General features: G+C 40.5%; 27 protein-coding genes. All 27 read left to right on the forward strand.

The window, feature by feature from the left end:
* The first annotated feature begins 4 nt into the window (after positions 1-4).
* The 27 genes from E2626_RS02865 (at position 5) to tsf (ending at position 22519) form a co-directional block, all read left to right on the forward strand.
* Positions 5-1246 carry a flagellar hook-length control protein FliK gene (locus E2626_RS02865; RefSeq protein WP_134379480.1) on the forward strand — a complete coding sequence of 414 codons (1242 nt, stop codon included), beginning with the start codon at positions 5-7 and terminating at the stop codon, positions 1244-1246.
* A gap of 3 nt (positions 1247-1249) precedes the next feature.
* On the forward strand, positions 1250-1879 hold the full coding sequence (flgD, locus tag E2626_RS02870; RefSeq protein ID WP_134379482.1) for a flagellar hook assembly protein FlgD: 630 nt from the start codon (positions 1250-1252) through the stop codon (positions 1877-1879).
* Positions 1880-1892: 13 nt separating this feature from the next.
* Positions 1893-2255 (forward strand): TIGR02530 family flagellar biosynthesis protein, encoded by a 363-nt coding sequence (locus tag E2626_RS02875; RefSeq protein ID WP_134379484.1) that lies wholly within the window; start codon positions 1893-1895, stop codon positions 2253-2255.
* A gap of 70 nt (positions 2256-2325) precedes the next feature.
* On the forward strand, positions 2326-3522 hold the full coding sequence (locus E2626_RS02880; protein ID WP_134379486.1) for a flagellar hook protein FlgE: 1197 nt from the start codon (positions 2326-2328) through the stop codon (positions 3520-3522).
* 51 nt (positions 3523-3573) lie between these two features.
* A complete protein-coding gene (locus E2626_RS02885) occupies positions 3574-3798 on the forward strand; it encodes a flagellar FlbD family protein (protein ID WP_134379488.1) in 225 nt (74 codons plus the stop codon).
* Complete coding sequence (fliL, locus tag E2626_RS02890) at positions 3788-4222, forward strand: flagellar basal body-associated protein FliL (protein ID WP_134379490.1); 435 nt, start codon at positions 3788-3790, stop codon at positions 4220-4222. The genes E2626_RS02885 and fliL overlap by 11 nt, the downstream gene beginning before the upstream one ends.
* 32 nt (positions 4223-4254) lie before the next feature.
* The gene (gene fliM, locus E2626_RS02895; RefSeq protein ID WP_134379492.1) at positions 4255-5253 is read left to right on the forward strand and encodes a flagellar motor switch protein FliM; all 999 of its coding nucleotides are present in this window, start codon (positions 4255-4257) and stop codon (positions 5251-5253) included.
* Entirely contained in the window at positions 5243-6424 is a 1182-nt protein-coding gene (gene fliY / locus E2626_RS02900) for a flagellar motor switch phosphatase FliY (protein WP_134379494.1), read from the forward strand. Before fliM ends, fliY begins: the two co-directional genes overlap by 11 nt.
* Positions 6425-6444: 20 nt before the next feature.
* Positions 6445-6807 carry a response regulator gene (locus E2626_RS02905; RefSeq protein ID WP_134379496.1) on the forward strand — a complete coding sequence of 121 codons (363 nt, stop codon included), beginning with the start codon at positions 6445-6447 and terminating at the stop codon, positions 6805-6807.
* Positions 6808-6875: 68 nt separating this feature from the next.
* On the forward strand, positions 6876-7451 hold the full coding sequence (locus tag E2626_RS02910) for a flagellar biosynthetic protein FliO (RefSeq protein ID WP_166786717.1): 576 nt from the start codon (positions 6876-6878) through the stop codon (positions 7449-7451).
* Positions 7444-8109: a flagellar type III secretion system pore protein FliP gene (gene fliP / locus E2626_RS02915; protein WP_134379500.1), complete on the forward strand. Its 666-nt coding sequence runs from the start codon at positions 7444-7446 to the stop codon at positions 8107-8109. Before E2626_RS02910 ends, fliP begins: the two co-directional genes overlap by 8 nt.
* A 14-nt stretch (positions 8110-8123) precedes the next feature.
* Entirely contained in the window at positions 8124-8393 is a 270-nt protein-coding gene (gene fliQ / locus E2626_RS02920; protein WP_134379502.1) for a flagellar biosynthesis protein FliQ, read from the forward strand.
* 3 nt (positions 8394-8396) lie between these two features.
* Positions 8397-9173, forward strand: coding sequence for a flagellar biosynthetic protein FliR (gene fliR, locus E2626_RS02925; RefSeq protein ID WP_134379504.1), 777 nt, complete (start codon positions 8397-8399; stop codon positions 9171-9173).
* Between the two features lie 3 nt (positions 9174-9176).
* Entirely contained in the window at positions 9177-10256 is a 1080-nt protein-coding gene (gene flhB / locus E2626_RS02930; protein ID WP_134379506.1) for a flagellar biosynthesis protein FlhB, read from the forward strand.
* A 19-nt stretch (positions 10257-10275) separates the two neighbouring features.
* Entirely contained in the window at positions 10276-12309 is a 2034-nt protein-coding gene (gene flhA / locus E2626_RS02935; RefSeq protein ID WP_134379508.1) for a flagellar biosynthesis protein FlhA, read from the forward strand.
* Between the two features lie 2 nt (positions 12310-12311).
* Positions 12312-13400 (forward strand): flagellar biosynthesis GTPase FlhF, encoded by a 1089-nt coding sequence (flhF, locus tag E2626_RS02940; protein ID WP_244094243.1) that lies wholly within the window; start codon positions 12312-12314, stop codon positions 13398-13400.
* Entirely contained in the window at positions 13400-14257 is an 858-nt protein-coding gene (locus tag E2626_RS02945) for a MinD/ParA family protein (protein WP_134379512.1), read from the forward strand. The genes flhF and E2626_RS02945 overlap by 1 nt, the downstream gene beginning before the upstream one ends.
* Before the next feature lie 9 nt (positions 14258-14266).
* Complete coding sequence (locus E2626_RS02950; RefSeq protein ID WP_134379514.1) at positions 14267-15346, forward strand: protein-glutamate methylesterase/protein-glutamine glutaminase; 1080 nt, start codon at positions 14267-14269, stop codon at positions 15344-15346.
* 7 nt (positions 15347-15353) lie between these two features.
* Positions 15354-17339: a chemotaxis protein CheA gene (locus E2626_RS02955; RefSeq protein ID WP_134379516.1), complete on the forward strand. Its 1986-nt coding sequence runs from the start codon at positions 15354-15356 to the stop codon at positions 17337-17339.
* Between the two features lie 48 nt (positions 17340-17387).
* On the forward strand, positions 17388-17828 hold the full coding sequence (locus E2626_RS02960) for a chemotaxis protein CheW (protein WP_134379518.1): 441 nt from the start codon (positions 17388-17390) through the stop codon (positions 17826-17828).
* A complete protein-coding gene (locus E2626_RS02965) occupies positions 17825-18454 on the forward strand; it encodes a chemotaxis protein CheC (protein WP_134379520.1) in 630 nt (209 codons plus the stop codon). The genes E2626_RS02960 and E2626_RS02965 overlap by 4 nt, the downstream gene beginning before the upstream one ends.
* Before the next feature lies 1 nt (position 18455).
* The gene (locus tag E2626_RS02970) at positions 18456-18944 is read left to right on the forward strand and encodes a chemotaxis protein CheD (protein WP_134379522.1); all 489 of its coding nucleotides are present in this window, start codon (positions 18456-18458) and stop codon (positions 18942-18944) included.
* A gap of 151 nt (positions 18945-19095) precedes the next feature.
* Positions 19096-19866 (forward strand): FliA/WhiG family RNA polymerase sigma factor, encoded by a 771-nt coding sequence (locus E2626_RS02975; RefSeq protein WP_134379524.1) that lies wholly within the window; start codon positions 19096-19098, stop codon positions 19864-19866.
* A 14-nt stretch (positions 19867-19880) separates the two neighbouring features.
* The gene (locus tag E2626_RS02980; RefSeq protein ID WP_134379526.1) at positions 19881-20192 is read left to right on the forward strand and encodes an RNA polymerase subunit sigma; all 312 of its coding nucleotides are present in this window, start codon (positions 19881-19883) and stop codon (positions 20190-20192) included.
* A gap of 12 nt (positions 20193-20204) precedes the next feature.
* Positions 20205-20654: a hypothetical protein gene (locus E2626_RS02985; protein WP_166786718.1), complete on the forward strand. Its 450-nt coding sequence runs from the start codon at positions 20205-20207 to the stop codon at positions 20652-20654.
* A gap of 176 nt (positions 20655-20830) precedes the next feature.
* On the forward strand, positions 20831-21547 hold the full coding sequence (rpsB, locus tag E2626_RS02990; protein ID WP_134379530.1) for a 30S ribosomal protein S2: 717 nt from the start codon (positions 20831-20833) through the stop codon (positions 21545-21547).
* A gap of 90 nt (positions 21548-21637) precedes the next feature.
* Entirely contained in the window at positions 21638-22519 is an 882-nt protein-coding gene (gene tsf, locus E2626_RS02995) for a translation elongation factor Ts (RefSeq protein ID WP_134379532.1), read from the forward strand.
* Positions 22520-22594: the final 75 nt, after the last annotated feature.

Here is a 22594-nt window from a genome sequence, read left to right on the forward strand (position 1 = left end):
TGAATTGGTAGGAAACGTAACATTACAGCCGGTGCAGGTTACTCAACAGCTTGGCAGTGTGAAAGAAAGCATGGAAAACACACAGAACAGCTTCAGCAGTCTACTGCTCGGAATGAGTGGAGAGACAGTGGACATTGACGTTGAAAGCTTACCAGAATTGGAAGAACTTTTTGGAAGTCTGGTAAAGGCCTTGAATACAGAGGACTTACAAGCATTTTTAAAAGAGGTTAATGATCTGGATCCAACTTTGAAACAAATGTTTATGATGTTTGATGCAGAAGAAATGAAGGATATGACTGTCAATGAGTTGTTAATGTCAGCAGGTGTTAGTGAGGAAACGGTCGGTGAATTAGAAAATATGATTGTTGAACTTCCAGCATTCAATGCAGAAGAGTTAGTTCCTGGTGAACAGGATGAAAATACTGAGGTTTTATCAACAGTAATACACGCATTATTTCAGCAATTAGCTGTGAACGAAGGAACGGTAAAAACTGATGTTTCAGGTGACAAATCGCAGTTGGTTCATGACGACTTAGCAAAATTGGCTTTACTGACCAAAGGGCTTGCTTTAATAGACCCTAAAAAATCTGCCGGAACAGAAAAATCTCAATTGCAGCAAAACATGTCAGATGTGCTTGAAACGATAGAGAAATTATTCAAGTCAGCTGTGAGAGATTTAGAGGCACCTTTAAAACAAGAAGTTCTAAAACAAACATCAGTTATTCCAGAACCATTGAAAAGTGAAACAGGAATGCTGAATTTACAGACATTGCAGTTACAGTCCGGACCGGTTAAATGGTCATTAAACCCGCCTTTAAGACAATCGGATTCTGCACAACAACTAATGCAGCAATTCCAAAACGTGATGCAAAAAGCGAATTTTGGAAAAGTAAATGGCACTGAAAAACTAATGATCCGACTTCAGCCGGAGCACCTGGGAACGTTGAAAATTGAACTGATGCAAAAAGACGGAATGATGACAGCGAGAATTATTGCTTCAACTGTCGTAGCGAAAGAAATGATTGATTCTCAACTGAATCAGTTAAGACAGTCTTTTAGCGCTCAGAATCTGCAGGTTGAAAAAATTGAAATCATGCAGGCTCAGACAAGTGAAAACAGACTTGATAAAGACGGCGAAAAACATCAGGAAAACAATGAAAAGCGTGAAAAACAGCATGAACAGCAGGATCAGCCTGATGATGAACAAGTGTCATTCCATGACATATTCTTAAATATTGAGGTGTAATGATTGAATCCAACGAGTATTAACGAAAATTTGTATCTCTCTTCTTTGGAAAAAAAGAAACTGGAACCAAAAGATCAAACAATGGGAAAAGATCAGTTTCTAAAGCTGCTCATTGCCCAGCTGCAAAATCAGGACCCAACTAAGCCGATGGAAGATAAAGAGTTTATCTCTCAAATGGCAAATTTCTCAAGTCTTGAGCAAATGACGAATATGGCCTCTTCATTTGAAAAGTTCGCTTCAATGCAGGAACAAACAGCGTTAATTCAATATAACGAGTTTGTGGGCAAGAATGTGAAATGGGATAAGATGGAAAGCGTTGATGGAGAAGAAGTACCTGTAAACGGCAGGGGTCAAGTTGAGACTGTTAAATTCAAGGGTGGTTCAGTTGAGTTCACACTTTCAGATGGTACGACACTTACGCCTGGCAATATCTCAGAATTGAACAATGGGGAAGCACAAAACACACTGCAGCAGGCGAGTATGCTGATAGGCAAGAAAGTCAGCTGGATGGAAGATGACAAAGAGCTTGAGAGCACAGTTGTTTCTGTAACGAGAAAAGATGGCGCGATCTGGCTGCATACGGAAAATGAACAGCGTGTGAGTGCGGAAGAGCTGATAAAAATCGCACAGTAAAGGAATTGAAAAAATGGAGCAGATCCGATTTAACCCGATCCACACACCACCGGCAGCTCCTGTAAAAAAACAGGTCAAACAGTCCGGATTTGCTGACAAGCTTCAGCAGGTAATAGGGGAAGAGCTGAAATTCAGCAGACATGCGAATGAAAGACTGTCATCCCGTAATATTCAGATCTCACAGGATCAATGGCAAAGAGTAACAGATAAAATTAATGAAGCTGACAGTAAAGGTGTAAAAGACTCACTAGTACTGCTTGAACAGGCCGCACTGATTGTCAGTGTGAAAAATCGAACTGTCATAACCGCAATGGATAAAAAAGACCTACAAGACCAAATTTTCACGGACATTGATGGCACAATTATTTTAGAATAGGTGGACCTTAGATAAAGGAGCCTATGAGCTGGCCGACTGACAGAAGCCGCTCACGAAAGGGGAAAACAACATGATTCGTTCAATGTATTCAGGTATCGCAGGACTTAAAAACTTCCAGACTAAATTAGATGTAATTGGTAACAACATCGCAAACGTTAACACATTCGGTTTTAAAAAGGGCCGTGTAACATTCCAGGAAGCGATGAACCAGACGATTTCTGGCGCATCCGCTGCACAGGACGGCCGCGGAGGTAAAAACCCGCTGCAAGTTGGACTGGGATCTGTAACAGCAACAATTGACAGCGTTCAAACTCAGGCATCACTTCAGACAACGGGACGTTCATTAGACTTAGCAATTAATGGCGATGGATTCTTCGTTGTACAAGGTCCTGGTGGAGAAAACCTCTATACACGAGGCGGGAACTTCTACCTTGACCAGGCAGGTACGCTCGTAAATGGTGATGGGTACAGAGTTCAGCAGTTTGATAACGGTGTGATGGAAGACATTACGATTAATTCAAGTGGCGTGTTGCCTGCACAAACTTCTACTGAGATGGCATTGAGTGGGAACCTTTCAAATTCAGTTTCTGATCCGAACTATTCTGTTTCCCAGCAAATGAAAATTGTTGATGACAATGGTCAAGAACATACATTTGAAATGAGAATGTCGCCTAACGGTGCGACTGACGATTGGAATCTTGAAGTAATCAATAACTCAATTGATCCAGTTGATTCTGTCACAATGAATATTACATTCAATGCTGATGGAGAAGCTGAGCTTACAGGTGGAGGACCGATTGATATTGGTGATGGTGGAACATTTGACCTCAATGATCTTGATATAGACGTTGAAGATCTAACTAACCTGCCTGGTGAAGTAAGTGTCCAAGCTAGAGCCAACGGAAATCTTGACGGTACAATCGAAAGCTTCTCAGTCTCTCAAGGTGGAATAGTGAATGCAGTATACTCTAACGGTCTCGTTGAACCAATGGCATCTCTAAGTCTTGCAAGCTTTAATAATCCTGCTGGTCTTGTAAAAGCCGGAAACAATCTCTTCCAGGAATCAGTTAACTCTGGAGTTGCAAATGTAGGTGATGTTGAAACAATCGGCGGTTCAATCTCTGCAGGTTCACTGGAAATGTCCAACGTTGACCTTTCAGAGGAATTCACTGAGATGATCACAGCTCAGCGTGGATTCCAGGCAAATACACGTATTATTACAACATCTGACCAAATTTTAGAAGAGTTAGTTAATCTGAAGCGATAATCCGGTGAGGGGGTGACGGCGTCTTCAGCTATGATGAAGACGCCGGCTTTTATGATCCATGTTAAAAGACTGAATAATAAAGATTTTATGATTAATGCCATTTATATCGAAGCAGTAGAAGCTTTTCCGGACACCACGATTACGCTGACAAACGGTAAAAAATATGTCGTGAAAGATTCAATGAGCGATATTAAGGTGAAAATTACAGATTTTTACCGGACAATCCATGTGTTGAATATGACACATTTGAAAGAAGATGTTGCAGATGAAGAATAAGCTTGTATTAACGATGCTCATTATTCTCGTTTCAATTACGCTTGTTGGTGTGATCGTCCTTGTAGTGACGAATCAGCTGGCAAAAGACGGAGAAGAAGAGGAAGAAGTCAGACTGTCTGCTGCAGAGATCGTAGAGGCAACTGTAGAGGTTCCTGAAGTTACGACAAATATTGGCAGTAATAATTTTGCCAGAGTGTCTATGTCGATTCAGACAGACAGCAAGGAAGCAGCTGAAGAATTAACACAGCTGGAGTTCCAGGTGAAAGATATTTTAATCGATGAACTGCTCGAGATGACTCGATCAGATCTTGAAGGCAGCGCAGGAAAAAATGCTTTTGAAGAAATAGTGAAAAACCGGGTGAATGAGCTTCTTCAGGAAGGTGAAGTCATTCAGGTTTATACGACATCTATTGTCGTTCAATAATGAAAGATGCAGATGGACGGAGGTGAATTAGCGTGGCTGGAGATATTCTCTCGCAAAATGAAATTGATGCATTACTGTCAGCCATCTCTACAGGTGAGATGTCAGCGGAAGAGATCAAAAAAGAAGAGCAGGAAAAAAAGGTTAAAGTTTATGACTTTAAACGGGCACTAAGGTTTTCAAAAGATCAAATCAGAAGTATATCAAGAATTCACGAAAACTTTGCCAGGCTGCTCACGACATTTTTCTCTGCCCAGCTCCGGACATATGTTCAAATAAATGTAGCATCTGTTGATCAGATTCCATATGAGGAATTTATACGGTCGGTGCCCAAAATGACAATTCTTAACGTCTATGAAGTGCCGCCGCTTGATGGGAAAATACTGATGGAAATTAATCCGAACATCGCCTATGCCATGATGGACAGGGTGCTAGGCGGTCATGGTTCAAGTGTCAGCAAAATTGATAACCTGACAGAAATTGAAACGAAGATTATGTCTACATTATTTGAAAGAGCTTTTGATAATTTACGGGAAGCGTGGGGAAATGTAGCGGACATTGATCCGATATTAACTGACTTTGAAGTTAATCCTCAATTCCTGCAGGTCATTTCTCCAAACGAAACCGTCGTCGTGATCTCACTGAATACTGCAGTGGGAGAATCGACAGGAATGATGAATATTTGTATTCCACACGTTGTACTGGAGCCAATTATGCCTAATTTATCAATTAAGCATTGGATGCAGTCGCAGAAAAAAGAATTAAAACCTGAAGAACAGCTTCAGCTTGAAAAACGTGTTAAAAAAGCTGATCTATCAATTTCAGCTGAACTTGGTTCGTCTATGCTGGCAATTGAGGAATTTTTAATGCTTGAAGTAGGTGACGTGCTCGAATTAAGTCATCGATATGATGAACCTGTGGTCTTGAAAATAGGTGATATTCCAAAATTCATTGCACAGCCTGGGCAAATAGGTAAAAAAATTGGTGTCCAAATTATTGAAGAAGTGAAAGGAGGAGAGGACGATGATGAGTGATGACATGCTCTCCCAAGATGAAATTGATGCGTTGTTAAAAGGCACAGCAGATGATGAGCCGGAAGAAAATAACGATGAACCGTCCGAACAGCTTGATGAGGTGGCGATCGATGCGTTAGGAGAGATTGGAAATATTTCTTTCGGCAGTTCTGCAACTGCGCTTTCAACGCTTCTTAACCAGAAGGTTGAGATAACAACACCAACAGTAACTGTAGTAAAAACAATAGATATTCCGAATTCATTTCCTCATCCTTCAGTTGCAATCAATGTGCATTACACAGAAGGATTAAAAGGTAACAACCTGTTAGTCATTAAACAGGAAGATGCTGCGATTATTGCTGATTTAATGCTTGGTGGAGATGGAACTGATCCTTCTGACGACCTGGGAGAAATTCAGTTAAGCGCAGTACAGGAAGCCATGAACCAGATGATGGGCTCTGCTTCAACTTCTATGTCCACCATCTTTGGCGTAAAGGTTGACATATCACCGCCAACAATTGATTTGATGGATCTGGAGAATCAGGCTGGTATGGGTAATTTACCTGAGGAAGATCATGTCATACAAAGTTCGTTTAATTTAAAAATTGGTTCACTTATTGATTCGAACATTATGCAGCTGATCCCATTGGAATTCGGGAAATCACTTGTAGAACAATTAATGGGTGGCGGACAGGCTGAAGCTGTGAATGAAGCAGCTGCTTCCGCGCCAGTGGCTGAAAGGCCGGCACCAGTAGAAGAAAGCAGGGTTGCAGATACGTACACTGAACAGGATGAAAGAGTAAACCATTCATCAAGAATGCCTGAAGAGACTGACATCCAGTTGAACAGAGATCGCGCACCTTCTAAAAGCGTTGATGTTCAGCCTGCACAGTTTTCTCAATTCGATACGCCAGGGCTTAGTGCAGGGGAATCGAGAAACCTCAACCTGCTTCTTGATATTCCGCTGCAGGTTACAGTGGAACTTGGACGTACAAAAAGGTCGGTTCAGGAAATTCTGGAGCTGACATCAGGTTCAATTATTGAGCTGGATAAGCTTGCTGGTGAACCGGTGGATATTCTGGTTAATAATAGATTAATTGCTAAAGGTGAAGTTGTAGTGATTGAAGAAAACTTTGGTGTAAGGCTTACCGATATTGTCAGTAAGTCAGACCGCTTAAATAAATTACGCTAATATAGCTGGGGGTTAATAACATGGCGAAGAAAATATTGATTGTAGACGATGCTGCTTTTATGCGCATGATGATTAAAGATATCTTAACTAAGAACGGATTTGAAGTGGTGGGTGAAGCTGCTGACGGTGCTCAGGCAGTTGAAAAGTACAAAGAGACATCTCCTGACCTTGTAACAATGGATATTACAATGCCTGAGATGGACGGCATAACGGCATTAAAAGAAATTAAAAAAATTGATGGCTCTGCGAAAATTATTATGTGTTCTGCAATGGGACAGCAGGCAATGGTTATTGATGCTATACAGGCAGGGGCTAAAGATTTTATTGTAAAACCATTCCAGGCTGACCGTGTGATTGAGGCAATTTCTAAAGCGATAGGTTGATGAAAATGATTCAAAAACTATTGATTGTTCTCCTTCTGTGTACTGCTTTTACAGGAGGAGGGCAAATTTTGTTTGCAAGTCCGGGTAACGTATCTGATTGTATGGGGGATAATCCTTCAGAAGATTGTGCCGAGCAGGAACTGCCAGCAGTTGGTGAAAGTAACGAGCCGTCCGGTATCAATTTTATGACATTTCTCCGTTTAATCGGTGCACTAGCCTTTGTTATTATTTTATTGTTTGGCTTGTTGAAATTTATTAACAGTAAAACGAAAAATTATCAGCAGACGAGGCTGATTAAAAATATGGGCGGTACAACACTGGGTGGGAACCGTTCTGTACAAATTGTTAAAATTGCTGACAGCTATTACATTCTTGGTGTAGGTGACGATGTAAACCTGATCAAAGAAGTGACAACACCTGAAGAAGTGGTTGAGATTGAAGAATATTTTGATCAGAGCGAGACTGTAACTGACAGTCCGGTTGCAGGATTTATTGATAAGCTGAAAAGAAATAAAGCTGATCAGCAGCCAGAGAAAAATCAATCATTCGGTAATTTGTTCAAAGATCAATTAAACCAGCATAATGAAGAGCGTAAGAAAATGTTCGAAAGAGCTAAAGACAAGGAGCGTAATGAAGATGGATGAGTTCATACAGTTTTTTAATGACAGTCCTCCCGATGATGTAGCAACATCCGTCAGACTGCTTTTACTTCTGACCGTGCTGTCTTTGGCACCGGGAATATTAATTTTAATGACTTCATTTACGCGAATTGTCATTGTATTGTCTTTCACCAGAACAGCTCTGGCGACTCAGCAGATGCCACCGAACCAGGTCATTATCGGGCTGGCATTGTTTTTAACTTTTTTTATTATGGCACCGGTACTCAGTGAGGTAAACGAACGGGCTTTAACCCCCTTGTTTGATGAAGAGATAGATTTAGAGACTGCCTATGAGGAAGCTTCTGTACCTTTTAAAGACTTTATGAGTGAACACACACGACAAAAAGACCTTGAATTGTTTTTAAGTTATACAGAAGCTGAGAGGCCTGAAACGATTCAGGACATTCCTCTGACAGTCATGGTGCCGGCATTTGCACTGAGTGAAATTAAAACTGCTTTTCAAATGGGATTTATGATTTTTATTCCTTTTCTGGTCATTGATATGGTAGTTGCGTCTGTTCTGATGTCTATGGGGATGATGATGCTCCCTCCAGTCATGATTTCGCTGCCGTTTAAAATCCTTCTGTTTATTCTGGTAGACGGCTGGTATCTTGTTATGCAGTCCTTACTGCAGAGCTTTTAGGTGGGTGAATATAGATGAATGGGGAAATGGTTATTGCGATTGCTGAACGCGGTGTTTTTATCACCTTGATCATCAGCCTTCCATTAATGTTGGTTGCACTAATCGTGGGATTATTAGTCAGTATTTTTCAGGCAACAACACAGATCCAGGAACAGACACTTGCTTTCATACCAAAAATTATTGCGGTAATGGTTGCATTAATCTTCTTCGGTCCCTGGATGCTGACACAACTGGTCAGTTATGCATCAGATATATTTACAAATCTTACAAGGTATATCGGATAGCTTATGGAAGAATTATATCCCAGGCTGACTATATTACTTTTAATTATCGTGAGAGTTACTGCTTTTTTCGTTACGATGCCGTTATTTTCTCACAGAGCAATTCCAACTACGCACAGAATCGGGCTCGCGATCCTGCTATCATGGATGATGTATTATACGCTTGATGCTGAGCCGTTTGAAATTAACGGTGAGTATATTTTGTTAATTGTAAAAGAAGCGATAGTCGGGCTGTTTCTAGGTTTGATTGCTTATATCATTCTATCAGCCATACAAATAGGCGGTAATTTTATAGATTTCCAAATGGGGTTTGCGATGGCAAACGTGATTGATCCTCAGACAGGTGCTCAAAGTCCGCTGATTGGTCAATATTTGTATACACTTGCACTCTTATTATTATTAGCATTAAACGGCCATCATCTGATATTGGACGGTATATTTTTCAGTTACCAGTATATACCACTGGATCAGGTCACCCTGGGTTTTGGGGATCCACTGACACCCGAGCTCATTATAAAAGCCTTTGCGGCAACATTTGTGATTTCATTTCAACTGGCTGCACCAGTGGTTGCAACATTATTTTTGGTCGATATTGCATTGGGAATTGTAGCGAGGACATCACCTCAATTTAATATTTTCGTTATTGGGTTTCCGATAAAAATTACGGTTGCATTTATTGTGCTTATTATACTGATGGGTGTGACATTTCAGGTGATTGAAAGATTGTTTGATTTAATATTTGTGGTAATGCGGGATTTGATGATCACGCTTGGAGGCGGTTAATACATGAAGCTCAGGTTGGACCTTCAATTTTTCGCAGGTGAAAAAACTGAAAAAGCAACGCCGAAAAAACGCCAGGATTCCCGCAAAAAAGGTGAAGTAGCCAAAAGTCAGGATGTAAACACTGCATTTATCCTTTTCAGCGTATTTTTCTTTTTATTTTTTGCCGGAGGCTGGTTTCAGGAAAGAGTACTGAATTTGATGTTCGTCCCGCTTACAGACTACATTAAGCGCCCGGTTACTGCAGATACTGCAGTCATTGTGTATGGGGAAATGCTGACAGAAGTAGCCTGGATTGTATTACCAATTATGGCTGTAGCAGCTCTGGGAGGAATCGTAGGGAACTACATGCAAATTGGATTTTTAATCACAGCGGATCCATTGAAACCTAAATTTTCAAAGCTTGACCCGATTAAAGGGTTTAAAAGAATCTTTTCCGCAAGGGCGCTTGTAGAACTTGCAAAATCAGTTTTAAAAATTTCCTTAGTGGGAATGACGACATTCCTTATTCTTTGGCTCAGTATAGAAGATGTACTTGAGTTATCTTTACTCCCGGTTCACGAAACACTGCGGGTAACTGGTACGTTAACCGTTCAAATGGGACTTATTGCATCTGCACTGTTAGTAATATTGTCTGTCCTTGATTATCTTTATCAGAAATATGATTTTGAAAAAAACATACGAATGTCAAAGCAGGATCTTAAAGATGAATATAAGAACACGGAAGGTGACCCGCTGATCAAGTCAAAAATTAAACAGCGTCAGCGGGAAATGGCGATGAAGAGGATGATGTCTGAAGTACCTGATGCAGATGTCGTCATCACGAATCCGACTCACTATGCTATTGTTCTGAAATATAAAGATGGAGAATTTGATGCACCGGTGGTTGTTGCTAAAGGTGTGGATTTTCTTGCACAAAAAATAAAGACAATTGCAAAAGAAAATAATGTAATAGCTGTTGAAAACCGACCGCTTGCCCGGGCTCTATATGATCAGGCAGAAATCGGTGATCCAATACCGGAAGAATTTTTTAAAGCAGTAGCTGAAATTCTTGCATATGTATATCGACTAAAAAACAAAGTGTGAAGCTTGAAAGGGGACCGGCATGAAAGGAAAAGATTTAGCTATACTCGCCAGTGTGATTTTAATTATCGCCATGTTGGTCATTCCGCTTCCATCCTGGATGCTGAGCGTTCTGATCATTGTGAATATCACACTTGGCCTGATCGTTCTGCTTACATCAATGAATATGAAAGAACCGCTTGAATTTGCAATCTTTCCTTCTTTAATCTTACTTTTAACTTTATTCAGACTTGGTCTTAATATTTCAACTACCAGAGCGATTTTAAGCAGAGGTGAGGCCGGAGGGGTTGTAGAAACCTTCGGAACATTTGTTACCGGCGGAAATATACTTGTTGGTATGGTTGTATTTATTATCCTGATTATTATCCAGTTTGTCGTTATTACAAAAGGTGCAGAGCGAGTGTCTGAAGTAGCTGCACGTTTCACGCTTGATGCGATGCCCGGAAAGCAGATGAGTATTGATGCTGACCTTAATGCCGGGATGATTTCAGAAGTTGATGCGAGAGAAAGACGTGAAAAAGTCGGCAGAGAAGCCGACTTTTACGGGGCAATGGATGGTGCGACGAAGTTCGTTAAAGGTGATGCGATCGCTGGTATTATCATTGTTCTGATTAACCTAACTTTCGGTATGATTATCGGTATTGTTCAAATGGGTATGTCACTTGCAGATTCAGCCAACCAGTTTTCACTATTAACAGTAGGTGATGGGATTGTTTCTCAGATTCCGGCTTTGTTAATCTCAACTGCAACCGGGATTGTCGTAACAAGAGCAGCATCAGATGGTAACCTCGGACAGGATATCACGAATCAGCTATTTTCGTTTGGCCCGATTATGTATGTAGCGGGTACAACGATTGCGCTTCTTGGTATTTTTACGCCAATTAGCAATTTACTGACGCTTCCAATTGCGCTTATTCTCGTCCTTGGCGGTTATACATTATCTAAGGCGAGGAAATTAGAAACAGAAGAATCCACTGAGACTGAGGAAGAAACTGCTACGGATGAAATGAAGAGTCCCGAAAGCGTTGTCAGCCTCTTAAATGTGGATCAGATCGAATTTGAGTTTGGCTATGGATTAATTCCGCTTGCGGATGCCAATCAGGGCGGAGATCTCTTAGATAGAATTGTGATGATCAGAAGGCAATTGGCGCTTGAACTCGGATTAGTTATTCCAGTTGTGAGAATTCGTGATAATATCCAATTACAGCCGAATGAGTATCGTTTAAAAATCAAGGGGAATGAAGTCGCTAAAGGTGAACTGTTACTAGACCATTATCTTGCGATGAGTCCCGGAGACGATGATTCGATTGAAGGTATAGATACGATTGAACCATCATTTGGCCTTCCAGCCAAGTGGATTGATGAATCAGTTAAGGACCAGGCTGAAATGCTCGGCTATACTGTCGTAGATCCACCTTCTGTTGTTTCTACACATATAACAGAAATGATTAAAGGGCATGCGCATGAGCTGCTTGGCAGACAGGAGACAAAGCAGCTTGTTGATCATTTACAGGAATCCTATCCGATTCTTGTTGAAGAAGTGACTCCTTCACCACTTAGTGTTGGTGACGTGCAAAAGGTACTGTCTAAATTACTGCGTGAAAATGTATCAATACGTAACCTGCCGATCATTTTTGAAACGCTTGCTGATTATGCGCGTATGACAACGGATACAGATGTGCTCGCAGAATACGTAAGGCAGTCTTTGGCAAAACAAATTACAAGCCAATTTGCTGAGCCTGGAGATACGTTGAGAGTTATTACACTTTCAGGACGCATCGAAAAACTGACTGCAGATAATGTGCAGCAGACTGAGCACGGTAATTATCTTTCACTTGATCCAAATGATTCACAGCGGATTTTAGAAGCGATGGCACAACAGATCGAACAGCTCTCAATGACTGAACAGACACCAATTATTTTGTGTTCACCTGCAGTAAGAATGTATATACGACAGCTGACTGAAAGGTATTTCCCGCAAATTCCAATTTTATCTTATAATGAATTAGAGGCAAATGTAGAAGTTCAAAGCGTTGGGGTGGTGAATGTAGATTGAAAATGAAAAAAATAACGGCACCTACAATGCCCGAAGCAATGAAAAAGGTACGTAAAGAATTAGGCAGTGATGCCGTCATTCTAAATTCAAAGGTAACCTACACAGGCGGATTTTTAGGAATGTTTAAGTCAAAGCAAATTGAAGTTGTAGCCGGTATTGATCAGCAGGAGCATACGGTTGATCAGTCAGCTGCAACGATGGAACAGTCACAGCCCATCAAAGAAGACAATCAGTTGGAGAATGAAATAAAAGAACTTAAAAAAATGGTCAGTGCGCTATCTCTTAATCAATCCGGCTATCAGGATTTTCCTCAGCCCATACGCAACATTCTTTTAAAGCTGCAGGAACAGGATTTTAAAGAAAGCTGGTTGATCGAAACCGGTCGAATGCTTCATGAGAAGTGGCAGAATCAACCTCATGACGATGAAGTTTCACATTGGACGGAGGAACACATTCAAGCCTCCTTACAGCAACTGTCCCACGGGGGTATTGATGATTCGAAGAAATATATCAGTCTGATCGGACCTACCGGTGTAGGTAAGACTACGACCATTGCGAAAATGGCAGCAAAACTGGTCATGGAGAATAAGAAAAAAATTGGTTTTATTACTTCTGATACGTATAGAATCGGAGCAATTGAACAATTAAAAACATATGCTGAGCTGCTGAATGTCCCTTTAGAAGTCATTTACAACCGTGGGGATTTTGCAGCAGCTGTTGAAAAATTCAAGGATTTTGACCATGTATTAATTGATACAGCAGGAAGAAATTATCGAGAGGTTCAGTATGTAGAGGACCTGGTCAATACGATAGATTTTAATATTGATATTCAGACATTTCTTGTATTATCAATGACTTCCAAATATAAAGATATGAAAGCGGTTTACGAACGATTTAGCGACATGAAAATTGATGGACTGATTTTTACAAAGTGTGATGAGAGCGTAACGGCAGGACCGGCGTTTCATGTGATGATGGAAAGTGAAATCGGAGCAGCCTACATCACGAATGGACAGGCAGTTCCGGAGGATATCGTAGAAGCATCACATAAATATGTAAGTGACATTATAATCAAAGGTGTGAATAACTGATGGATCAGGCTGAATCTTTAAGACAAAAAATGCAGCACATAAATGAGCCGTCAGGTAAGGCAATCGCTGTAGTCAGTGGAAAAGGGGGAGTTGGGAAATCGAATTTTTCAATTAACTTTGCTTCAGAAGTTGCAGCTAAAGGAAATAAAGTACTTTTAATGGATATGGATATCGGTATGGGTAACGTCCACATTCTTCTTGGGAAATCCTCAGCGCGTACCATTCTCCACTACCTTGAAGGTGATGGAGAAATCGAAGATGTGATCGTTCAGGTTGAAGAAAATTTTTCATATATATCAGGAGGCTCAGGTCTGAATAAGATGGTTGAGTGGAAGGACCTCGAGATCCATAGATTGATGGAAGGTTTCAGCTCTCTTCTAAAATCATATGATTACCTCATCTTTGATATGGGGGCAGGTGCTTCAGAAAATGGACTTGAACTGATCATGTCAGCAGATGAAGTGATTGTCATTACTACAGGTGAACCAACATCGATTATGGACGCATATTCAATGATGAAATTCATCCATATGAAAGACCCCGAAAAAGAATTCGCTGTGTTATGTAACCGGGTGATGAATCCTGCTGAAGGAAAAGTGGCTCTTAATAGACTTGAAGCTGCTATGGATAAGTTTTTAGGCAAGGAAGTCCGTCTGCTTGGCAGTCTTCCGGAGGACCCTTTTGTCCGGAAATCAGTGAATAGTCAAACACCATTTACAAAGCTGTATCCAAATTCTCCGGCTTCGAAAACGTTAAAAAATCTGGTTCATGCTTATTTACAAGAAAATAATGGAGAAGTCCATAATGTGAAAAACCGATTCACAGACCGTCTTTCTGCATTCTTTAGAAAAAAGTGAGGTGATAACATGACCAAAGGTGTTGTAAAAGTATTAGTAGTGGACGATTCTGCATTTATGAGAAAGCTGGTACAGGAGTTTTTATCAAGTCACGATAAAATCGCAGTAATCGGTACAGCACGTAACGGTGAGGATGCAATTGCTAAAATCCGACTGTTAAAGCCTGATGTAGTAACAATGGATGTTGAAATGCCAATAATGAGCGGTTTAGAAGCCTTAAAAAGTATTATGAGTGAAAATCCACTGCCAATCGTGATGTTGTCGAGTACGACAAAAGAAGGGGCTGAAAATGCACTTTTAGCCATGGATTATGGAGCAGTGGATTTTATCGCTAAACCTTCCGGGACTATATCACTAGATTTACACTTGATAAAAGAAGAATTGATACATAAAGTGCTGAATGCTTCAATTGCTTCATTGAAAAAACCTCATACAATTAGTCCCTCTTTAAAAGTCTCAAAGTTAATTAGTAAAAAAAGACCAGAATTGACCGATAGTAAACCTGAAAGACGCGATCACACATTAATATTGATCGGCACATCGACAGGAGGACCGAGAGCGTTGCAGACAGTTCTGTCAAGATTACCACATCATTTGAATGCGCCAGTGGTGATTGTACAGCACATGCCTCCCGGATTTACAAAATCGCTCGCTCATAGACTTGACCAGCTTTCCCAATTGAATGTTAAAGAAGCTGAAGAAGGTGACGTTCTGGAAAAAGGACACGCATATGTAGCACCAGGAGATTATCATGTGAATATTAACCAGCACGGAAACCATCTTTCTTTGTCATTGAGTAAAGAACCTCCGCTCAGTGGACACAGACCTTCCTTGGATTTTATGTTTGAATCTGCGTCAAAATTAAAAAATATAAAAAAAATTGCGGTCATTATGACTGGAATGGGTTCTGATGGGTCAAAAGGTCTGGTACAATTAAACCAGAAAGAGTTGGTGGAAACAATTGCAGAATCAAAAGACACCTGTGTTGTTTATGGAATGCCAAAAGCAGCTCATGCCACCGGATTGGTCACTTATACAGAGCCGCTTGATGAAATTGCAAACAGAATTGTTATATTAGCAGAAGGGTGAGTTCAACATGGAGATGAACCAATACTTAGAAGTTTTTATTGAAGAAAGTAAAGATCACTTACAAAACTGTAATGCTCAAATGCTGGAGCTTGAAAAAAATCCAGCTGATATAAAAATTGTAAATGAGATTTTTAGATCAGCTCATACATTAAAAGGCATGTCAGCTACGATGGGTTATGAAGATCTTGCAAGTCTGACACACAACATGGAAAACGTACTGGATGACATCAGAAATGAAAAGCTGAGTGTTACAACTGCCGTAATGGATGCACTTTTTTCGGCAGTTGATGATCTTGAAGATATGATCGCTTCGATCGCCTCAGGAGGGGACGGAAAAAAAGACGTCAGCCGCTCACTTAGTATGCTTGAAGCCATTCAAAATGGTGAATCAGCTTCAGACGCTGTTCCACAAACTACTTCGTCCATTCATTACGACGAATTTGAAAGAACAGTGATTGAACAATCATTAGAGCAGGGCTATAAAGCTTATGAGCTGACAGTCAGCCTGAGGGAAGATTGTCTGTTAAAAGCAGCACGTGTATATATGGTATTTGAAGTGCTTGAAAAAATTGGTGAAGTTGTGAAGTCTTCTCCAGCTGTTGATCAACTTGAAGAAGAGAATTTTGATCAGCAATTTTGTGTAACGTTTGCTTCCAAAGAAGATAAGGAATTTATTGAAAAAAGCGTGATGAAGGTGTCAGAAGTTGATCTTGCAAAGGCTGAAGAAGTTAATTTTGAGCTCGTTGAAAACCAGCCATCACAAGACGCTGAAGAAGAAGCTGCAGTAGCACAAGTTGTTGCGGAAGTTCCTGAAGAAAATAAAGAAAAAGATATCCAGAAAGCTGTTTCTAATAAAACAATACGTGTAAATATTGACCGTCTGGACGTATTAATGAATTTGTTTGAAGAACTTGTCATTGACAGAGGACGCCTTGAGCAGATTTCCAAGGAGCTCAACCATGGGGAATTAAATGAGACAGTTGAGCGCATGTCACGCATTTCAGGAGACTTGCAATCTATTATCTTAACTATGCGAATGGTACCGGTAGAAACCGTATTTAACCGTTTCCCTAGAATGATCCGTCAATTGGCACGTGACCTGGACAAACAAATTAATCTGGACATTAGCGGGCAGGATACAGAGCTTGACCGTACTGTGATCGACGAAATTGGAGATCCGCTTGTACACTTACTGAGAAACGCAATTGATCACGGAGTTGAGTCACCTGCAGAGCGTAAAAACAAAGGTAAAACAGAAGAAGGTACAATTCAACTGAGAGCTTATCATAGCGGGAATCATGTTTTTATTGAAATCGAAGATGATGGTGCAGGGATCAGTAAAGACAAAGTTTTAAACAAAGCACTTTCAAAAGGCATAGTGTCACAGGAGCAGGCAAAATCCATGACTGACTCACAAATTTTCGAACTGATCATGGCCTCCGGTTTTTCAACTGCTGACACAATCTCGGATATTTCCGGTCGCGGTGTAGGACTGGATGTTGTTAAAACAACGATTGAATCTTTGGGTGGGTCCATTACGATTCATTCAACCGAAGGAAAAGGGTCAGTATTTTCAGTTCAATTACCACTGACACTTTCAATCATTTCAGTCATGCTGGTAGAAGTGGAAGAAGAAAAATTTGCGATTCCTCTTTCGTCTATTATTGAAACAGCAATTGTTAAAAATGATGAGATTTTACATGCTCATAATCAGCGGGTAATTGATTTCAGAGGGAAAGTGGTGCCTCTTGTATTTTTAAATGAAGTCTTTGATGTGAATAAAAATGTTGATGAAGACATTCATTCAGTCATTATTGTGCGCAAAGGAGAAAAGCTTGCAGGTCTTGTCGTAGATTCATTTATAGGACAGCAGGAAGTTGTGCTTAAATCGCTCGGAGATTATTTGGGAGATGTTTTTGCTATATCAGGCGCAACGATTTTAGGAGATGGGCAAGTTGCATTAATCGTTGATTGTAATGCGCTGATCCAGTAAAAAAGCTTCAGATAAAAATTTTCTTATAGTAGCGGGGAGTGCAATGATATGACAAATCAGGAAAATAATCTTAAAGTAATCGTATTTCAACTGGTAAATAAAGAATATGCAGTACCTGTTCAAAACGTTCAGTCAATTGAAAAAATCATGCATATCACAAGAGTGCCTGGCGTACCTGCCTATGTCAGAGGAGTCGTTAATCTGCGTGGAGTAGTAACGCCGATCATTGATCTCAGAAAACGCTTTTCACTGGAAGACGGCACAGAAAATGAGCATACCAGAATTATCATCATTACAGTTGATGGACTGGACGTTGGACTGATCGTAGATTCTGCTAATGATGTACTTGATCTGCCGGAAGACTCGATTGAACCTCAGCCGAACGTAGTCGGAAGTATTGAGACAGATTTTATTAATGGAGTCGCAAAAATTGACCGCAGACTATTAATTCTTCTGCAGCTTGATAAAGTACTGGAGAATGCTGCATGAGTTATGAGGAAGATATTACCGCGTACCATTTGGATATTTTAAAAGAGATTGGCAATATTGGTGCCGGCAATGCAGCTACTGCACTATCATCACTGCTTGGAAATAAAGTAGATATGGCGGTTCCTCATGTTAAAGTCGTATCGTTCGATGAAATGATGGATATTGCAGGCGGTCCTGACAATGTAGTTGTAAGTGTTTTTCTGCGTATTGAAGGTGAAATGACAGGCAGTATGTTTTTTATCCTTTCTACTCACCAGGCAGAAAGCTTTATTAGAACGTTAACGAATAATAAAGCGTTTAATTTTAATGAGATCGGTGAATCGGAAATTGGACTTTCCGCATTGCAGGAAATGGGCAATATACTGTCAGGATCATACCTGTCTGCATTATCTGATTTTACTAATCTGAATTTGTATCCGACTGTCCCTGCGATTGCCATAGATATGGCTGGGGCGATCATCAGCTATGGACTTGTTGAACTGTCCCAGGCCGGAGATAAAGTAATCGTAATTGATACAGAACTTACTGATGAGGGTGAAAAACAAGAGGGAGCGAACGGACAATTCTTTCTACTCCCGGATCCTGAATCATTTAAGATCCTGTTTCGATCTTTAGGAGTAGATTGATTTGATAAAAACGGGAAATATTATAAAAGTGGGGATTGCTGATGCTGAAATCGTATCCCCTCCTGATACGATCAGAACGTCCGGTTTGGGATCCTGTGTTGGTGTTGTATTATATGATGAACGCAGCAAGAAAGCCGGTTTGCTTCACGTGATGCTTCCGGATTCATCATTGGCAAGGTCCGGTGAAATTAACCACGCTAAGTTCGCCGATACAGGCATTCCTTTTTTAATCGACCGAATTGGGCTGCCTGCTGCAAGATTGAAAGCTAAACTCGCCGGTGGTGCTCAAATGTTCCAATTCTCAGGACAAAAAGATACCATGAGGATCGGTCCCCGGAATGTGGAAGCAGTAAAAGAAACGCTAAAAAAGTATAAGATTAGTATTGTAAGTGAAGATACAGGTGGAAATAGTGGCAGAACAATAGAGTTTGATCCTGTAAATGCACTGCTTCACATCAGAACAGTTAATGTTGGAGAAAAAACGATTTAAATTTTGAGCCTTAAGGGCTCTTTTTTAATTGAAAAAACACAAAAGTCCCTCCTTTTGATATAATAGGAAACATATATAATATGTCTAAAGATTTAGATGATTTTCTGTAACATCTTAATCATTGCAGAGCCATAAATAAAGGAGGCGTGCCATGAATCAGTCAGCAAAAGATCAGGAAAAATACTATTGGCAGATGTGGACTGCCTCCAGGGATTCTCATGCAGGGGATATGCTCGTTCAGCGTTATATGCCTCTGGTACAGTATCATGTCCAGAGAATCAGTGCAGGGCTGCCCAAAAATGTATCACGGGATGATATAAAAAGTCTTGGGCTAATGGGGCTTTTGGATGCACTTCAAAAATTTGATCCGGACAGAGATTTAAAGTTTGACACTTATGCTTCATTCCGGATTCGCGGTGCGATAATTGACGGGCTTCGAAAAGAAGATTGGATGCCCCGTTCGGCAAGGGAAAAAGCAAAAAAAGTGGATGCGAAAATTGAAGAGCTTGAACAAAAGTCACTTAGACATGTAGAAGCACAGGAAGTCGCTGCAGCGCTGGATATGCCAGTTGAAGATGTCTACCAGATTACGCAGGAACATTTATTTGCCAATGTTCTATCCATGGATGATCAATCCAATGATGATGAAGGTGACGGATCCGCTTATACACTAAGAGACCAAAATACAGTACTCCCTGAGGAACAGCTGGTAAAAGATGAACTTCTTCAGGATTTAACAGGTGTCATTGCTCAATTAAATGAAAAAGAACAGCTTGTACTCAGTCTGTTTTATACAGAAGAGCTGACACTTACTGAAATAGGGGAAGTAATGAATTTATCCACATCCCGTATCTCCCAGATACATTCAAAATGTCTGTTCAAATTAAGAAAGCTGTTGGCTTCAGAATACAGCCGGACATAAAAGGAGCGTGTAAAATGAGCCTCAAACTGATTGAATTGCAGGTTGCGATCCCCAAAACTGTTGATGCCGGAAAGCTGGCAGACCAGCAACAACAGCAAAGTGCCATTAATCAAAGTCAGATGGCGGCGCTTGCTGAAAAAGAGCGGCTAAGAAAGATGGAATCCGTTAACCGCTTCGGAGAGAGTGAAAAAACAAAAGATAAACGAGATCGCGAGAGAAATGAACAAAGTGAAACACCTGAAAATCAGCATGTTGAAGAAAATATGACGATGATTGAAACACAGTCTCACCCTTTCAAAGGAAGAAGAGTAGATTTTTCGGGTTAAAAAGGAGCCATCATGATTTTATTTCTATTAATACTCTCTATTATCTTTAACATTGCCGCATTTCTTTCAATTTATTTGTTGTTCATGAGGCAAAACCGGCTGATCAGTAAAGAAGTTCAGCATGAAAGAACGCTGAATGAAATTGAGCAGACATTTACAGGCTATCTGCTTGAAATGAAAGAAGAAAATGAGCATTTTCTGAAACAATTTGAGAAAATCAGCAAAACAACAGCAAAACCGGCCGATGGGGACCCTGATAAAACTGAGGAACCCGGATTAACTGCAAAAACGACACGTAATATGGCCACGGCTGCATATAAAAAGCCGGCAGGCAAACCCCGGTCAGTCAGCGACCAGGCAAAAGACCTGAAGAGTAAGGGGTATACGGTTGAAGAGATCGCGAAACAATTGAAAAAAGGAAAAACGGAAATTGAGCTCATGTTGAAATTCAAGCAATCATAATGTGCTAAAAAGAGTCATCAATAACTACTTGATGACTTTTTTTTTATATGTTATAGTTGTTAACGGTGTTAATACACACGCTTCGTGATTGGGCGGATGGTGCTGCTTATTTTAAGCAGTTTCCGACCTGTAAATGACCGTAGCGGAGGAGAAAAACCACAAGGAGGAATAACACTATGTCAGTAATTTCAATGAAACAATTGCTAGAAGCAGGTGTTCACTTCGGCCACCAGACACGCCGCTGGAACCCAAAAATGAAGAAGTACATTTTCACGGAGCGTAACGGAATCTACATTATTGACCTTCAAAAGACGGTTAAAAAAGTAGAAGAAGCTTACAAGTTTGTGAAAGAAGTTTCAGCTAACGGAGGAGAAATCCTTTTCGTTGGTACTAAGAAGCAGGCTCAGGAATCTGTTAAAGATGAAGCGGAACGTGCAGGAATGCACTTCATTAACCAGAGATGGTTAGGTGGAACGCTAACAAACTTTGACACAATCCAGCTTCGCATTAACCGTCTTAAGAAAATCGAAAAGATGGAAGAAGACGGCACATTTGAAGTACTTCCAAAGAAAGAAGTAGTTCAGCTTAATAAAGAATACGATCGTCTTGTTAAATTCCTAGGCGGAATCAGAGACATGAAGAAGCTTCCGGATGCTTTATTCATCATCGATCCTCGTAAAGAGCGCATCGCTGTTGCAGAAGCAATCAAGCTGAATATTCCAATCGTAGGTATCGTTGACACGAACTGTGATCCTGATGAGATCGACTACGTAATCCCTGCAAATGATGACGCGATCCGCGCGGTTAAACTTCTAACTTCAAAAATGGCTGATGCTATTCTTGAGTCTAAGCAGGTTGAAGAAGAGGAAGAAGAAGCAGTAGCTGCTGAGTAATAATTTTAAAAGGTGATAAGCGGGAAAATCCCTTATCACCTTTTTTAAAGGATAAAAATGTTTTTTTAACAGAATGAAGGAGGAAATTTCATGGCTATTTCAGCTCAAATGGTTAAAGAACTTCGTGAAAAAACTGGTGCAGGTATGATGGACTGCAAAAAAGCACTTCAGGAAACAAATGGAGATATGGATCAGGCAGTAGACTTTCTTCGTGAGAAGGGAATTGCTAAGGCGGCGAAAAAAGCTGACCGTATCGCTGCTGAAGGTCTTACTTTTATTAAGAGCAATGGCAATGATGCAGTTATTCTTGAGCTTAACTCTGAAACTGACTTCGTTGCGAAAAACGACGGTTTTATTAATCTGGGTAATGAGCTTGCAGACCACCTGCTTGCTACAAAGCCAGAATCAGTAGACGCTGCACTTGAAACTGAAATGAATAATGGTTCTAAAGTAGGCGACTATATTACGACAAATGTAGGTAAAATTGGTGAGAAAATCAGCCTTCGCCGTTTCGCAGTCCGTACAAAAGAAGACAATGCAGTATTCGGTGAATACCTGCACATGGGCGGAAGAATCGGAGTTCTTTCAGTAGTTGAAGGAACAACAGAAGAGCAGGTAGCGAAAGATGTAGCGATGCACGCTGCAGCGCTGAATCCGAAATTTATTTCACGTGACCAGGTTTCTCAGGAAGAAGCTGACAAAGAGCGTGAGATCCTTACTAAGCAAGCGCTAGAAGAAGGCAAGCCTGAAAATATCGTTGCAAAAATGGTAGAAGGCCGCCTGAATAAATATTTCGAGGAAATCTGTATCGTAGATCAGCCATTCGTTAAAAACCCTGATCAAAAAGTAAAAGAATTCCTTGCTTCAAACAGCGCTCAGCTGACTGACTTTGTCCGTTACGAAGTTGGAGAAGGAATTGAAAAACGCCAGGACAACTTCGCTGATGAAGTAATGAGCCAGGTGAAAAAATAATCGTTGTTTAAAACGACAATGGGGGACACTTTGTGTTCCCTTTTTTTGAAAAAATGAACCATACGGGAGGACTCT

Origin of the sequence: Jeotgalibacillus salarius, from assembly GCF_004405125.1 — a bacterium.
Classification (GTDB): Bacteria; Bacillota; Bacilli; order Bacillales; family Jeotgalibacillaceae; genus Jeotgalibacillus; species Jeotgalibacillus salarius.